This is a genomic window from Frankia sp. CgJB1, from assembly GCF_977947065.1.
On the sequence record NZ_CDWTNB010000100.1, the window covers coordinates 1 to 14,336 of the forward strand.

Consider the following 14,336-nt stretch of genomic DNA (forward strand, 5'->3'; position numbering starts at 1 on the left):
TAAGTTCGGCCGAGGAGAAGCACGGTTTCCCAGGTAGCTGTGCTGTCGGTGGCGAGGCCATGCAGGACGGCAGCGATCCCGGCGGCGCTCTCGATGAGGCCGGGTGATCGGCTGCTGGCGGGCTCTGCCGGGTCGAGGCTGTCGAGGAGTTGATCGGTTAGGGCTGGGAGGTGGCTGCCGAGTGGGTGGTAGCGGGCGTCGGCGGCGGCGTGGTGGACGGTGGCGATCAAGCCGGCCCAGTCGTGGCAGAGTGCCGGGTCGACGAGTCTGGCGAGTTGGACGGGGTCGTCGAGGCAGGCGGCGAGCGTGGACTCGGCGCGTTTCTGGCGCGATGTGTCGGCCAGCGCGAGGGCGGCGAGTTGCTGGGCGCGGGCAAGGCCGGGGGCGCCGTAGCACCAGGAAACGCGGCCTGGGCCGGTTTGGGCGGGGCGGCCGGCGCTCAGCTCGCGGAGGGTGATCTTCTCGGGCCACCAGGGGCCGGTTGAGCTCTCCTGGCGCCAGGCGTCGAGCCAGTCGCAGATTTGGTGCAGGGCGTCGAGGTGGCCGGGCACGACGATGGCCTGGCGGTGGGCGAGAGCGAGTAGCGCGAGAGGACCTGCGACGCCGTGGGCCATCCCGAGGTCGGCGTGACCGTCCGCGAACGCGTCAGCCGGCGCTCCGACGGGAAGGTCGCCGCTCCACCAGCCCGGCAGTGTCAGGCCACCTGTGCCAATGGCAGGCAGGGGTTCGGCGAGGCGGACGAGGTACGCCAGGACCCGGCGAAGCTGATCTGCGTCTGGGCGGGAGGTGAGGAGGTGAGCGCCGAGTCCCGTCAAGCCGCGGACGAGATCGTATTCGGCGCGTTCCGGTCGCTGGCCGGCATCGATACGCCGGTTGGCTGCGGCGAGGCGCAGGTCGGTCATCGCCGTGACGGCGCTGTCCAGGTGCTGGCGGGCGGATCGGTAGCGGCCGGGTGGAGCTGCCGTGGCGAGCGTGAACGCGAGGGCCGGGGCGCCGAACCACAGGCCGGCTCGCGCCCCGACGCTCAGCTTCTCGCATGTGGCGGCTTTGAGCCAGGCGTCGACGGTGGCCCAGCTACCGACGCCATCGCGGGCGCGTAGGCCGTGGAGCACGGCGACGCCCGCGGCGCCGGCGGCCAGCGACTGGCCGCGCCAGGGCTCTCTGGTCGACGCCTGATCGTTACCGGCATGGGGTGGGGGTGGTGCGGTCAGCGCGTCGGCGAGACGGGCCGCGACGGAGGAGGCACGCGTTCGCAGGTCGCTGCTCAGGAGCATGAGGCACCTCCGGACGATCCGGTCGGTTCGGCGAGGGACAGCAAGCCAGTGGTGTCCAAGAGACGCCGCTGGCAGGTGCCGTCTCGCCGACGCGGGCAGGTGGTTCAGTAGGTGACGATGATCGCGCAGTCTTTCTTGACGATCGCGTGGTTGGGAATGCTGGCCTGAGCGGTCAGAGGCATGGCGGTCAGGGACGGGCGGGCTTTGCGGTCGGTGTTCCAGGTGTGGATGTGTCCGCACAGCCGCTCGGCGAGGGCGTGGCCGTCGGGTCCGTGTCCGTGGGCGCCGAGTTCGTAGACCGGGTCGGGGCCGTCCGACCGGCGCTTGATGAGGTAGGCCAGTGAGGAGCCGGCGATCAGCGTGGGGCTCAGGTTCGGGATGAAGGGCGTGCAAAGGTCGGCGCTGACCGCGCCGGCGCTGGCGTTGATGCGGCAGACGGCGGGATCGGTCGCGGTGGCGCGTAGCCAGATCCCGTCGATGGGGTCCTGCGGGCCAACGGTGATTCTGGACCAGGCGCTGGTCCGCGGGGTGTTCAGGATGCCGGTCAGCTGGGCCGGATCGATGTCCTGGTCGATGTCGTAGTGGATCTGGACGAGGGGGTCGGTATGGAGCGTGGCGACGCGTTCGATGCCTTGGCCGATCATGGGGACGAAGCCGCAGAGGAACACCGACTCCGAGCGGAGTACACTGTCGTCGCCCTTGACGAAGGCGACGCCGCGGGTCTGGCCCCGCCAGCGCAGCGGCAGGACTACCCGTCCGCCGGGGACGAGTTGGGTGAACCAGGCATCGGGGATGTCACACGCACCGACGGTGACTTCAATCTTGTCGAAGGGTGCGGTGGTGTCGTCGCCGAGCGCGCCGTCGCGGGTCAGGACCCGCACGCCGCTGTAGCCCGCCGCAGCCAGGGCGATCGATGCCTGTCCGGTGACATCCTCGTCGATGTCGGCGGTGACGACCAGCCCGTCGGGGCCGGTGAGTTCGGCGAGCAGCGCGGCATTGTAGCCCGTGCCGGCACCGACCTCGAAGATCCGCTCGCCGGGGCGGACGTGCAGCTCGTCCAGCATCCCGGCGACGAGGGTCGCGACCGAGGCGCAGGACAGGTGCGTGCCGTCGGGCGCCGTCTTGGTGATGACCGCCTTGTAGGGGTTGTACGCCTCGTCGAGCGTGGCGTCCGGCAGGAACAGGTGCCGGGGCACCGCGTGCAGCGCCTCGACGACAGGGCTGTCGAGGCTGGGCCGACTGCTGGTGATCTTCTTGACCATGTCGGCGTGGAGTTCGGCGGCGGTGTCGGGTGTCGCGGTCGTCATGGGCGTGTCCTTGTCGGAGTGGGATCAGGTCGACTGCTGCGGTCACAAGGGATGGTGTTCGGAGGCAGGAGCGTAGACAGCGGGGTGTTCCCGGCCCGAGGTCGCCGTCTCGGGACGGCCTGCCGCGTTCCTACCGGACATGAGCCGGGCTGACCGCCATACGTCGCGGCGGCGCCAGCGATCTCCATCCTGGTGGAGAGGAGCCGTGCTCATGAGGGTGCCGCCTGCTGGGTGGTGTGCCAGGCGAGAGCGACGCTGCGTGCCAGTCGAAGGCAGGCGGCCTCGTGGTCGCGGTTGATGCCACGGAGGCGGTTGTAGGACAGGTGCAGTAGGGAGCCGGCGACCGTCGCGGGGTTCATCTGGCTGGGTAACGCCGCGCGGTAGGTGGTCAGGGCCTTGGCGCGGGCTGCCCAGGCGTTGGCGAGGTCGCCAGGCAGGTGCGGCAGATCCCTGGGGACGCTGTGACGGCCCAGCCGGGTGGTTTCGCCGACGACGCGATGATCGATGGTCTGCGGCTTGGCGAGGACGCGTGTGGTCAGGTAGTCGGCGGCGGGGCGCATGCCGCCGAGGAACGCGTCGGCGATGTCGAGCATCGACAACGCCGTGACGGTGTCGGGATGCAGCCCGGCCGGTGGTTGACGCAGCGCGGTGATCGCGGCGGTGGTGTCGGCGCAGAACACGGCTTCGGCGGCCTCAAGAGCCGCGTCGGCGCCGTAACGGCCGGCTTCCGGGAAGTAGGTGTCAAAGGCCACCTGGCCGGCGACGCCGATCGCGGCCATCCTCGGCGGCCCACGCGCCGAGGATGGCCGCGCGAGCAGCGTGGTTCGCCTCGCCGGTGGCGACGCGGATGCGCAGATGGTCGGTCAGCTCGGTGTTGCGGTAACGGACCATCCACAGCTGCGCGCCGTCGAGCTGGGTACGCAGGCCCGGCAGATGGCTGGCGATCAGGTGGTCCATGGCAGCGGGGTGCGTGTGGACGCGGGCGGAGAGCCATCGGGCGTTCGGGGCGCCGGGGCGGTGGCCGTCGGCGTTGGCCCTGCTGACTAGCGCCGGGGCGAGCTTGTTCGGTGCGGGTGGCCCAGCGCGGAACACGGGGGCGACGATCTCGTGGGCATGCCCGATCCAGTCAAGGCCCTCGCCGGGTACGGCTCGGTTCAGCGTCGCCACGCCTGTGTCCGCCAGCTGCTCGCGCAGGATCGTGCTATGGGCCGGGACCGTGAGGTCCAGCCGTAGCGTCATGTCGCCGTCGGCCAGCTCCAGAAGATCTGGGCACCGATGCCGGTGCCGCCACCGGCCCAGCTCACCGCTCCAGTCGGCGCTCGGCGCGTGGAGTCCGGGCAGATCGGCGGGGTGGAGGCGCCAGCGTTCGGGTGCCAGGATGATCTGGCCGTAGCGGACCTCGGGAAGGTGCGGCAGCGCGCCCGCGGCCGGTCCGAACTCGAACACGGTCAACGGGGCGGCGAACGCGCGCGGCAGGTGCGCCAGGAACCGTGCCAGCGGCGGCATCTGCCGGTCGAGCGTCAGCGCGTGAAAGATCTGCGGATCGATGATGCGGCCGGTGGCGGCCTCGATCAGAAGCAGGCCCCGCCCGGTCGCGGTCAGCGCCAGATCTCCAGGCACCAACCCGCGCGGCCCGTCCGACGGTGGCTCGCCGAGGGCCAGTACCTCGGGCAGGAACTGGGGCAGCCGTGCGACGTTCTGGCCGCGGACGAACTTGAACGGGCAGGACAGCTGTACCGCAGTGGCGCCTTCGTGCAGCACCGGAACCGATCTGTAGGCGCGGGCCATTGCCGCGTCACCAGTCGAGGACTGGAACCTCGCGGTCAGGGTTCCGGTCGCACGGGCGGGAGTCACTGCCAGCTGGTAGTCCCCGGCGTTCAACGCCTTAACGTTCCTGGAGTAGATCTTCGCCGCGATCTCTCCATGGGGCTGGAGGAAACGCGGGTCGAACAGATCACCGGCGGTGACGTGCTCAATCAGCGCATCGGTCAGCTCAACAGGACCGCCGCCCGCGAGCGCCTCCCATGCCAGGGCAAGCAGCCGCCGATCCCGATCGCTCACCGTCGGCGCGGACGCCGGCAGCACCGAGCCCGGATAGCCCGCCGGATAGCCAAGCCCCGATGCGTCGTCGAGCACGTCAAGCAGTGGAACGACGCTGCCGACGCCGTAGCGTTCGACGAACCGGCGGTGCTAGTCCGCCCATGCCGCAGGTCCCAATGGTTCTCGGCCCAGCCGCGTCAGGACACCAGCCGCCACAGCCAGATCTGACGCGACAGACCCGGGCAGCTGAAAGTCGCAGTCGAGCACGAGGTCGAGTGCCAAGGGCGAGCGCTCCTGGGGCATGATCCGGTCCATCGCCGCGAGCAGCGACGTGCGTGGCGCCACTTGCGCCGCCAGGGCCGGCGCCACGTTGAGTTCACCGAGCCGGGTGTGGATCGTGGTCAGTTCCTCCACCAGCGGCGCGACCTCGACCAGGTCGCACGCACCTGCCGTCCGAAGAACCGTGATCAGATGGCCGAGCGGATCGGTCTCCGTCATCGGCGCCCGCAGGTCGGTGACCAGAAAGTGTTCGGCGACGAGCTGACGCAGCAATCTCTCGATGCGCTCAGGGTCCGCGGCGATGAACGCCTCGTTCAGCCTGTCGGCCAGCTCAGCGAAGCGCACCGGATCGCGGGCGGCATCCCGCACGAGCCGAACCGGCGGAGTAAGAGGGATCTCCGCCTGGCCGTCCGTGTGAGGCACGATCAACCGCCCCGCCCGCTCGACGACGAGACCGCTGAACACGACGGTCACCCGCTCCAGCAGTGGGCCCGTTTCCAGACGGTCGATGACCTCGCCCAGCCACGCGGCGTCCACCCGAGCCGCCGACCTGTGGCGATCCCCGAAGCGCACCGTCCCCACCTGGCCAAACATGGCCGGTGCGACACCTGCGAACAGCGCGAACGGCGTCGCCCGCCCCTCCGCGCGCAGCAGGTATCGCACCACCGTTGCCGCGGCGGCGCGCAGCCGTCGGTCTGTGACCGGCTGCCCGGCCACGATCTGCTCGACCCGGGCAGCCAATGCGCTGCTGGCGAGCGCGACTGGCTCCCGGGCCGCCGGCCAGACCTGCGCCAACCACTCTCTGCACGCTGCCGGGTCCTCCAACACCGGCCAACACGCCACGCTGCCCGGCGCGTTCGTTGCTGCGCGCAGCAACGCAGGACCGGCCGGCCGGTACAGCGCCCCGCCCATCGGCATCGTCCCTTCCCCAGCCTTCGTCAAATCCGCGTCCCGTGCCGCCCCGACGACGTCGGGGCGGCACGGCGACGACCCGCGTTTACGAACTGGCGCACGCCGACGGACAGGTCGACGAGCAGCCGTCCGAGGTGTCGCAGTCGTCGCTCGCCACGCACGTGCTGTCATCGACGACGGTGATCGGCAGGTCGAACCAGTCGGCCGGCGCCGGACCCGATGGGCCGACTTCCTGCACGATGGACATCCACGTCTCCTCTCAGTGCCGTTCCCCGGTGTACCTGCCGACCATCCCTGAGCACCACGCTCACAACGTGCATTCGCTTCGGGACGGCGCAGGGCCGGGAGTTACCATGCCGGCCTTCGGCGGTAACGAGAGGTAACAATGCCTCGCCCACGGCGCAAGGTCATTCCCCCGGTGGCGAAGTTTTCTCTTCGCGCCTTGTCCGGTCGCTGACTTGGGAAGATGACCTCCGCCATGTTGGTGTGTTCGGCCAGACACGCCGGGATACATGCCCGGTCGTTCGGGTGCCAGGCGCGGCCTGAGCGCAGCGGACCTTCGTTTCAGTGTGTAGCCGCTTCACCCCGCAGCCCGGTTCTCCGGTGGCCGATGAAGCCGGGAGTAGGGCATGGTCAGCGACCAGTCAGGCCGAGCGCGTCGAGGTGGGCGCTCATCAGGCTGGTCAGGCTGTCCAGGAGCCGTTTGCCCTTCTCCGCGGTAGCGAGCGAGGGACGGCCGATCACGCCTGTCTGCGTGTACGCCGTCATGCCGTGGACGAGGAGGTGCGGTCGGGGGCCGCCTCCCTCGTCGGCAGTCTCCCAGCCGGGCCGGACGAGGTCGGGGTGCACGTGCAGAAGGATGGAGGTCTCCAGCTCGCCGGCGTGCATGTCGTCGTGGGCGTCGGTCTCCAACTCGGCAGCGGTGCGGGCCGCCGCCCAATCTGACCGTCCAGGGAACAGCGTCATGCTCGGCCCGCCGATGTTGGCCTCCTGAACGATGTTGTTCAGGACGTAGTTGCCCCCATGACCGTTGACGAGCACCACCGCGGCGACGCCGGAACGACCCAGAGAGCTGGCGACGTCGCGGATGACCGAGGTCAGAGTCACCGACGAGATGCTCACCGTTCCCGGGTACGAGGCGTGCTCATGGGAGCACGAGAACGTGATCGGCGGAAGCAGGAACAGGCCGTACGCATCGGCCGCAGCTTCGGCGATCGTCTGGGCGATCAACGTGTCTGTCGTGAGGGGGAGGTGAGCGCCGTGTTGCTCGAAACTGCCCACCGGCAACACGGCCGCCCGCGCGTCGACTCGCTCCGCCTCGGCGCTGGTCGCCGTGGTGATCATAGGGATGGCTGTCTCCTCGTCGCAGCGTTAACGACCTGGCGAGCGGCGAGGAACTGGCCGACCTCGACCACCCGATCGGCTCCCGCGAGCGCTCCCGCCATGCTGCCGAGTACCAAGTCAGCGCGCGCCGATCCGGTGGCCTGGGCGAGTTCCAACGCACGCAGGCCCTCAGCTCCCGCCTCGGCCAAGCGCCCGGCAGCGGTATGCGCGTCCGCCAACCATGCCCGCCACATCACCTCATCCTGACGCAGCCCGGCCGGCCAGGCCGCCAGCACCTCGTCCAGTAGCCTTGTCGCCCCGTCCAGGTCGCCGACCAGCCGCCGGCAGTGACCTTCGTATGCCGCCACGTAGAGGTCCGTGCAGTGCCCATCCAACGGGTCCGGGTCGCGCTCAGCACCAGCCAGCAGCCGAACCGCCTGACGGACCGCAGCACGGGAGGCTGCGGTGTCGCGGTTGAGGGCATGCCCGTGCGCCTGCCGGACGAGACACAGCGCGGCGGTACACGCACTGCTGGAATCGAGGGCCGCCGCACCTTCTCCCAGTGCGATAGCTTCCCCGCCACGTCCCTGATCAGCCGCCTGCTGAGCCCGTCGCATCAGGACATAGCTCGCGGTGCGACGGTCGCCAGCCTCGGTCGCCTGGCTAAACGCCAACTCGGCCCACTTCCGCGCAGCACCCGGACGTCCGAGGCTGTCGGCAAGCCAGGAAAGAAACTCCGACCACCGAGCCTGGACCGCGAGCAACCGATGGCCCTCGACCGTTGACGCCCGGCGGAACGCATCGAGCACTTCAAGCTGACCCTGGACCAGGCTCCACACCGGGCCGGCCCCACTGTCGTTGACTCTCCCCGCGATCAGACTCAGTAGATCGACCCAATGCTTCACCGGACCGGCGGTGCCAATGGCCAGCGGTTGATTGAACACATCCGACTCAGACACAGGATAGGGATGGTTCGCGAGTCTGATGCTCTCGACTGCGATCCCGGTAGTCCTCAGCGAGGAGACAGCACCGAGAACCGCTTCCCACACCGTCCTGTCCTCAGAGCCATGGTGCGTGATGGGTGGCAGCCCTTTGTGGAGCTGGCTGATAACCATCAGATCCGCTGGCATCATGGTCTCGCGGTCTTCAAGATCGAGAAGGTTGTGGATGCTGGTGCCGTAGACCTCGGCGAGCAAGGCCAAAAGCTGGGGCGTAGGCCGGCGCCGGAGTGGAACCGGCCAGTTCTCCAGTTCGCTGAGCCAGGGCACGGTGCGCGTGGCGGCGCCGTCGGGGTCGAGGCCGATGCGGGCGGCGTGAGCGTTGATGTGATCAACCGCTTGCTGCTGGGTCCAGCCATGGGCGACCCGGTGAGCGGCGCGGGGGCGGTACTTGTAACGGCGGGCGAACTCGATCGCGATCTCGTCGTGGGACATGCCGACCGCGCGCATCCGCGCTCGCAGCTCGTCCTGCTCCGCCCGCTGGCTCGGCCTACTCACGGTGCGTCCTCTCCGGGCCTGCTCGCCGGACCGCCGTCGGTCCGCCATTTCGGGAGCGTGCAGATCATCGCCAGAGTAATGGGTCCGCCACTGTCGGGCCGAGGCCAACGGCCGAACCTGTGCCGCGCCAGCCATCTCTTGTTCGCCGGGCTCGGAGGAAGTGTCTGATTACTCGGCGCGCCGGCCGGCGCTTTCGCCTGCGAGGTGCGTTCCGAGGCCAATGATCACTCCGTTGCAAGGTGGAGCCACGTGAGACCCGTTCAACCAGGCAGGGCACCAACCATGATGATCACTTGGCGTGGTGGTGTGCGTCATTCCCTGCTGGCCGCATGTTTCCTTCGTAGCGTCATCGCCGGGCTGAGCTGCGGAAATGGCATGAGGTCCTGCGATCTGTTCGGCGCTGGAGGGTCCATCTGTTCGCGCGAATCAGACCGCGTGATGCTCGTGGACACCACTGCCCGGTCGCGGATACGCTCGGCCATGGTGGTCTCCGCCCGGGCGGGCAGCGCGGCGAAGTCGATGATTCTGGTGGTGGGCAGCCTGGTGTCGCGGCCGGGGGTGGCCGGTGCGGCACTGATGTCGGGGTGCTGTCAAGGGGCCGCAGAGGTCTTCGGGGTCACCGGCGGACAGCGGCAATGTGCCGACGAGTGTCGCGGCCGTCAGCCGCTCACCGGGTAGCCGCCTCGGCGGCGGGTCGCCGGGTGATGCGCAGATCGGCCCGGGCCAGGACAGCCGGCATGTTCCGGATCGCGTCGCGGTCCCGATCACGGTCCTCTTCGGTCAGCTCCTCCCAGTCCACCATCGACGGGTGACGCTTGTCCGGACCGAGATCCTCGCGCACCGGACCATAGGAGTAACCCTGCCGCTCCTTGTGCTGCCACCACCGGTCGTGCTCGGCCCGGGCGAGCTCCTCGACTTCGGCGGCGGACAGCGAAAAAGGATCGACAGCCGGATCGACGTCGTGCTCGGCCGGCGTGAACACCCAGCCACGGTTACGCAGCACCGTCTCGTAATGAGCCGCCTGATCACGGTTGGCTTCCCGCAGCGTCTCGGAGAGCTCCGCCCAGGGCCGCAGCCCGGGCCTCGATCCGGCCGCGTGCCGTTTACCGAGCTCATGCTCCAGATAGCGGTCGTGGATCGCCCGGGCGAGCAGCTCCACCAACTCCCCGTCGCCCAGGACCGACGGCGTGCCGCCGGCGCCGCCGTCCCCGCCCGCCGCATCGGCCCAGATCGGGCGCGAGGCCCCGATCGGCCGTAGAGCATCCACGCGGACTCCACGCACGGCACGCCTGGCTGTGATCATGACCGGATGTCTCCCTCAGAAACAGACGGTGGACGACGTCCGAACGATCGGCGCCACGAAAACGCTAACCGAGTCCCTTGCTGTCGGTATAGGGATTGCGAGTCCTATGCCCGACATCGGACCCGGCTCGGGCGCCGAAGTCGGCGCCGGCGCCGGCGGGACGGTCCCAGGCCCGCCCGGCCAGCGCGGCCAGCACCGCCGCCAAGGCTAAGGAGCCGAACACCTGGACCAGCGGCCCGAACGCCCCCTGCCCGGATCCGGGCTGGCTGCCCGGCTGCGCCGCCACCCCGATTCCCGCGCCGATCATGGCGACCGCGGCGGAGAGGCCCGGCACCGCGGGCCAGCGCCGACCGACCAGGACGAACACCGGTACGACCAGCGCCACCGGGCCCGCCACCAGCGCCACCGCCAGCATGGCGAGCACCGTCCACCCCACACCGGCTACCGGCGGGGACACCGCCAGCCGGCCCAGCCGGCCCGGGCGGCGCGACCGGCGCGACCTCAGCAGCGCCGGATAGCCGTTCTCGTCGGATCGTGGCCGTAGCCGGAACCGGGCGGGCAGCACCGCGAGCACGACCAGCACCACGACCAGCAACAGCCCCACCACCAGGTTGCGGCGGTATTCCGCACCGGGCGCGTTGTCGATGACGATCGTGCCGCCGGCGCCGGCCGGGACGATCCAGCCCTGCTGCCAGCCGTCGAGGCGCAACGGGGTCAACGCCGCGCCGTTCAGCTTCGCGGTCCACGAGGAGTTGGCGTTCTCCCGGACGGCGAGGAAGGCGCGGCCACCGGCGCCGATCTGGACCGTCCGGTGCTCCGCCGTCCACTCGTGCACCGTCGTCGCCCGCGGCGTGGCCGCTCTCACCTGGGCGCCCGATCCGACCAGCGCGATCGCGTCGACGGGGATGGAGGTTGGTCCCTGGTCAACGCCGAGCAGGTGCGGCCCCGCCGAGAGCCGCAGCGTGCCGCCGTCGGTGCACAGCGACACCCGCACCGGCCGCACCGAGGTGACGTCGCTCTCCCGGCCGGAGATCTGCAGGGGGTAACGGGTGCCGTCAACGACCAGGGTTGGACCCCAGTCGCAGTCGACCAGCAACGGAGTGTCACCCGCTGGGGGTGTCCCCCGCGGCGGGGGGATGAAGCTCGCCGAGCCGCTCATCGTGAACGTCATGTCCCGGGGCACCTCGAAGCGCCGGGACAGCGCTAGCTCCTCCGAGCCGCCGAACGGCTGCGCCGGGTCGACCCGCGCCCGGGCCATCGAGAAGGCGACCAGCCCCCCGTCCGGCGCGGCGAAGCGCCGGGCCACGTCGGTGGGGAGCTGCGCGTAGTGGCGGAAGGTGACCCCGGGGATGGTGATCTCCCGAATACCGGCGCCGAGGGTGTCGTCGGTCTCCTGGCCGACCCGCGCGAACGTGATGCGGTACCAGCGGCTCGGCCCCGCCGGGACGGCGAGGCGCTGGATGTCCTCCACCGGACGCACCTCGGTGACCACCGAGCCCGCCTCGCTAGACACCCGCAGCGCCTCGACGGCCGGCCGCCACGAGCCCTCGGACAGCAGCCGCACGTCGAGGTAGGGCACGGTCATCCGCCGGCCGACATCGAGCTGGATCCACACTGCCCGGCCGACGTCGTGCCCTTCGTGCGCTGTGCCGTCCACGCGGTCGCGGCGAAGCCGTCGACGGCCGCCGGTGGCGCGAGGTCCGGCGCGGCGAGCAGGTCGTAGCCGTAGGAGGACGCGGTGACGGACATGCCGCCGACGTAACCCGCGACCGTCTGGTGGCCGGCGACGTCGGCCTCGGCCCACTGGTGGGGCTCCCCCGTCTTGCCGACCGCGGTGCCGGTGGGCCCGAGGAGGTACGAATCGGCGTCGTGGACGAGTCCGAAGGTGCTGTCGCGCCGGGTCAGGGTGTCCGTGTCGACCCAGGCGGTCGTCGGGCCGATCACCTCCCCCGGCGCAACTTTGATCGCCGCCGGGCTCGTCGAGGACGTCACGGCGGCGGACGGATCGGCGGCGGAGGACAGATCGGCGAGGTCCGCGGCGAGCACGGCGGCCCGGTCGCTGCTCAGCAGGCCCTGCCCGGCGAGCTGCACCGTCGCCTCCGGGCCGCCGGAGACGACGACGGCGGTGTCCGCCGGGTAGGAGTCGACAAGCTTCGCGCCGCCCGGGACGGTCCAGACCTCCAGCGCGGGTACCCGCGCGGTCGGGTTGCGCAGCTCCGGGACGAGCCGCTCCTTCGCCGAGGCGTGCGCCGGCACCTGCGGGCCGAACGCGGCGGCCAGGGTGAGACCGGAGGAGCGCAACGCCCGGTGGAGCTCGTCGGTGGACGGGGGGACGTCCCAGTTCTTCTGTTCCAGGTCGTTACGCAGCAGGATCTGGCCGATCCCGGCCCGGGCCAGCGCCGGGGCGAGGCCCGCGGCGGACCCGGTGGCGAGCTGGCGCTCGATGCCGTCCATCAGCCGGGTCACGCCCGTGCCACCGAGCGGGATCAGGCTGCGGACCCCCCACGGCGTGCGGGCCAGCCACTGCAGCGGCTCGTCGAGCGGCCGGCCCCACTCGTACTCGGCGAACGGCGAGCCGGGCAGCACCAGTGCCCGGCCGTCCTGGGGATGGGCGGCCAGCCAGTCCGCGGCGGCCACCCAGTAGTCGGGTACCCGGGCGAACGGCCGGGGCTGCAGCGCCCTGCCGGCGAGCGCCGGCGTCATGCCGCAGACCAGCGCGGCCACGGTCAGCACGACGGGGACGTTCACCGCGGCGGTCGCGATCATGTCTGCAGCCCCGCCGCGCCGGTGGGAAGCCCCGCGGGTCGTCCATCTCCGCACACGGGCGGTGAGGCTGACAGGTCGGACCGTCAGGGCGTGCGCGATCCCCAACGCGATCGGCAGCCGCACCACCGGCTGGAACTTGTAGACGTTGCGCAGGAAGCCCAGCTGGTCGCCGAGCAGGTCCCGCACCGCGCCCGCCAGCGGGCTGCCCGGATGCCCCGGATAGGCCGCGGCCACCGAGACCGTGCCGGCGGCCAACGTCACCAGCAGGAACCGGCGGGCGGGCAGATCGGCCCGGGACAGCCCCCACAGCCCGATCGCCGCCACGGCTGCCGATTCGATGATCGGCACCGGCCGGGACACGTACTCGGTGGCGGCCGGCAGCCAGGGCCTGGGCAGCTGGACGTACGCCAGCCAGTCCGTCGCGCCGCGCAGGGCTTCCGCCACCGACGTCGTCGCCGTGGTCGTCTGGGCGGTCTCGGTGAACGCGAGGAAGTCCAGCCCGTAGCGAGCCTGCACCATCAGCGCCAGCAGCCACCAGGCCGAGGTGAGGATGACGGCGACGACCCACCAGGCCCGCAGCGCCCAGGCCCGGCGGGTGCCGCCGGCGAACACGAGGACCACCGCCGGACAGAGCAGGACGCACAGCGTGACCGTCGCATTGATTCCGCCGGTGCCCAGGATGGCGAGTCCGGACAGGGCGGCCGCCCGTCGCGGGGACAGCCGCCGGCCCGGGTCCAGGGCGGGATCGTCAGCAGCATCGACATCATCGGCCGCCGTGGTACTGATGGTCGTGGTGGCGGCCGTGGTACTGGTGGCGGCGGCCGTACCGGTGTCGGCGCCGAGGGCGCCGTCCGGACGCAGCGCGAGGATGAGCGGCAGGGTGATCCACGGGAGCATGGCGGCGCCCGCGAGCGCCACGGAGGTCGCCCCGATCTTGCCGAGGAACATCGGGGACAGGGTGTAGGCGAGTCCGGCGAGCACCCGGGTGTGCGGCACGCCGAGCCGCAGGGCCTCGGCCAGCCGCACGACCCCCCAGGCGGAGACGGTGAGGATCAGCGCGATCCACAGCCGCTGGGTGATCCAGGCGGGTATCCCGAGCAGGTCACCGGCGCCGCAGAACGGTCCCATCGGGAACAGGTAGCCGACGTACTGGTTGGGCAGGTAGCCGAACTCGGCGAGGGAGTTCCACAGATGGGTGGCCCGCCCCATGAAGCCCCACGGGTCGAGGCGGACGTCCAGCTTGGTGTCAGCGGTCAGCTTGCCGGGGGCCTGGAGCAGAGAGAGCACCATGAAGCCGGCGGCCATGCCGAACAGGGGCCACCGTGACGTCCGCGTGTCGCGGCGACGCGGCGACGGCCGGGGCTGCGACGGCCGGGGAGGGTGACGGCGCGCCGAGGCCCTTCGCCGTCGTGGGGGGCCGGCGGCGGGGGGAGGGATCGCTTACTCCAAAGGATAAGGATGAAGGTCCGGTTCGCCGGACCTTCATACAACCTTCCGGGGCAGCGGGGGGTCACACCGCCCAGGTCCGCGGGCAGGCGCAGGGGCTTCTCGACGCCCCCCACGGCCGCCGTGAGGGCGGCGGCCGGCGGCCCGGCGGTCACCGGTTCCGCGGGTGCCGGGACGCTCACGGCAGGAG

The 14,336-nt window shown here is 71.0% G+C and carries 11 protein-coding genes and 1 pseudogene; 1 reads left to right on the plus strand and 11 read right to left on the minus strand.

Annotated features, from left to right (window positions below):
* The 8 genes and pseudogenes from AC08OT_RS12610 to AC08OT_RS12645 all read right to left on the minus strand — a co-directional run.
* A partial coding sequence (locus AC08OT_RS12610; RefSeq protein ID WP_476593193.1) for a lanthionine synthetase C family protein occupies positions 1 to 1,274 on the minus strand: 1,274 nt, incomplete at its 3' end.
* 104 nt (positions 1,275 to 1,378) lie between these two features.
* Positions 1,379 to 2,581 carry a methyltransferase, FxLD system gene (fxlM, locus tag AC08OT_RS12615; protein ID WP_476593194.1) on the minus strand — a complete coding sequence of 401 codons (1,203 nt, stop codon included), beginning with the start codon at positions 2,579 to 2,581 and terminating at the stop codon, positions 1,379 to 1,381.
* 209 nt (positions 2,582 to 2,790) lie between these two features.
* Positions 2,791 to 3,333 carry a thiopeptide-type bacteriocin biosynthesis protein gene (locus AC08OT_RS12620; RefSeq protein WP_476602839.1) on the minus strand — a complete coding sequence of 181 codons (543 nt, stop codon included), beginning with the start codon at positions 3,331 to 3,333 and terminating at the stop codon, positions 2,791 to 2,793.
* A complete protein-coding gene (locus AC08OT_RS12625) occupies positions 3,323 to 3,748 on the minus strand; it encodes a lantibiotic dehydratase C-terminal domain-containing protein (RefSeq protein WP_476597114.1) in 426 nt (141 codons plus the stop codon). The genes AC08OT_RS12620 and AC08OT_RS12625 overlap by 11 nt, the downstream gene beginning before the upstream one ends.
* Positions 3,749 to 3,784: 36 nt before the next feature.
* A pseudogene (locus AC08OT_RS12630) lies at positions 3,785 to 5,818 on the minus strand (lantibiotic dehydratase family protein); the annotation flags it as partial.
* A gap of 79 nt (positions 5,819 to 5,897) precedes the next feature.
* Positions 5,898 to 6,059 (minus strand): FxLD family lanthipeptide, encoded by a 162-nt coding sequence (locus AC08OT_RS12635; RefSeq protein ID WP_462187817.1) that lies wholly within the window; start codon positions 6,057 to 6,059, stop codon positions 5,898 to 5,900.
* Positions 6,060 to 6,445: 386 nt separating this feature from the next.
* Positions 6,446 to 7,156 carry a creatininase family protein gene (locus AC08OT_RS12640; protein WP_476593196.1) on the minus strand — a complete coding sequence of 237 codons (711 nt, stop codon included), beginning with the start codon at positions 7,154 to 7,156 and terminating at the stop codon, positions 6,446 to 6,448.
* Positions 7,153 to 8,631, minus strand: coding sequence for a hypothetical protein (locus AC08OT_RS12645; RefSeq protein WP_476593197.1), 1,479 nt, complete (start codon positions 8,629 to 8,631; stop codon positions 7,153 to 7,155). Before AC08OT_RS12645 ends, AC08OT_RS12640 begins: the two co-directional genes overlap by 4 nt.
* Before the next feature lie 444 nt (positions 8,632 to 9,075).
* Here AC08OT_RS12645 and AC08OT_RS12650 point away from each other — a divergent pair, with 444 nt between their 5' ends.
* Positions 9,076 to 9,309: a hypothetical protein gene (locus tag AC08OT_RS12650; RefSeq protein WP_476593198.1), complete on the plus strand. Its 234-nt coding sequence runs from the start codon at positions 9,076 to 9,078 to the stop codon at positions 9,307 to 9,309.
* On the opposite strand, the gene AC08OT_RS12655 is transcribed toward AC08OT_RS12650, so the two are convergent.
* From AC08OT_RS12655 to AC08OT_RS12665, 3 genes are all read right to left on the minus strand, one after another.
* The gene (locus tag AC08OT_RS12655) at positions 9,299 to 9,898 is read right to left on the minus strand and encodes a RyR domain-containing protein (protein WP_462187820.1); all 600 of its coding nucleotides are present in this window, start codon (positions 9,896 to 9,898) and stop codon (positions 9,299 to 9,301) included. The two genes, AC08OT_RS12650 and AC08OT_RS12655, sit on opposite strands and share 11 nt — an antisense overlap.
* A 100-nt stretch (positions 9,899 to 9,998) precedes the next feature.
* Positions 9,999 to 11,519 carry a hypothetical protein gene (locus AC08OT_RS12660; RefSeq protein ID WP_476602841.1) on the minus strand — a complete coding sequence of 507 codons (1,521 nt, stop codon included), beginning with the start codon at positions 11,517 to 11,519 and terminating at the stop codon, positions 9,999 to 10,001.
* Positions 11,516 to 14,005 (minus strand): alpha-(1->3)-arabinofuranosyltransferase domain-containing protein, encoded by a 2,490-nt coding sequence (locus AC08OT_RS12665; protein ID WP_476595656.1) that lies wholly within the window; start codon positions 14,003 to 14,005, stop codon positions 11,516 to 11,518. Before AC08OT_RS12665 ends, AC08OT_RS12660 begins: the two co-directional genes overlap by 4 nt.
* Between the last annotated feature and the right edge of the window lie 331 nt (positions 14,006 to 14,336).

Excerpts from the sequence above, each read along its gene's own strand:
- fxlM (WP_476593194.1), bottom strand. The coding sequence starts at position 2,581 with ATGACGACCGCGACACCCGACACCGCCGCCGAACTCCACGCCGACATG.
- AC08OT_RS12635 (WP_462187817.1), bottom strand. The coding sequence starts at position 6,059 with ATGTCCATCGTGCAGGAAGTCGGCCCATCGGGTCCGGCGCCGGCCGAC.
- AC08OT_RS12640 (WP_476593196.1), bottom strand. The coding sequence starts at position 7,156 with ATGATCACCACGGCGACCAGCGCCGAGGCGGAGCGAGTCGACGCGCGG.
- AC08OT_RS12660 (WP_476602841.1), bottom strand. The coding sequence starts at position 11,519 with ATGACCGTGCCCTACCTCGACGTGCGGCTGCTGTCCGAGGGCTCGTGG.
- AC08OT_RS12665 (WP_476595656.1), bottom strand. The coding sequence starts at position 14,005 with ATGGCCGCCGGCTTCATGGTGCTCTCTCTGCTCCAGGCCCCCGGCAAG.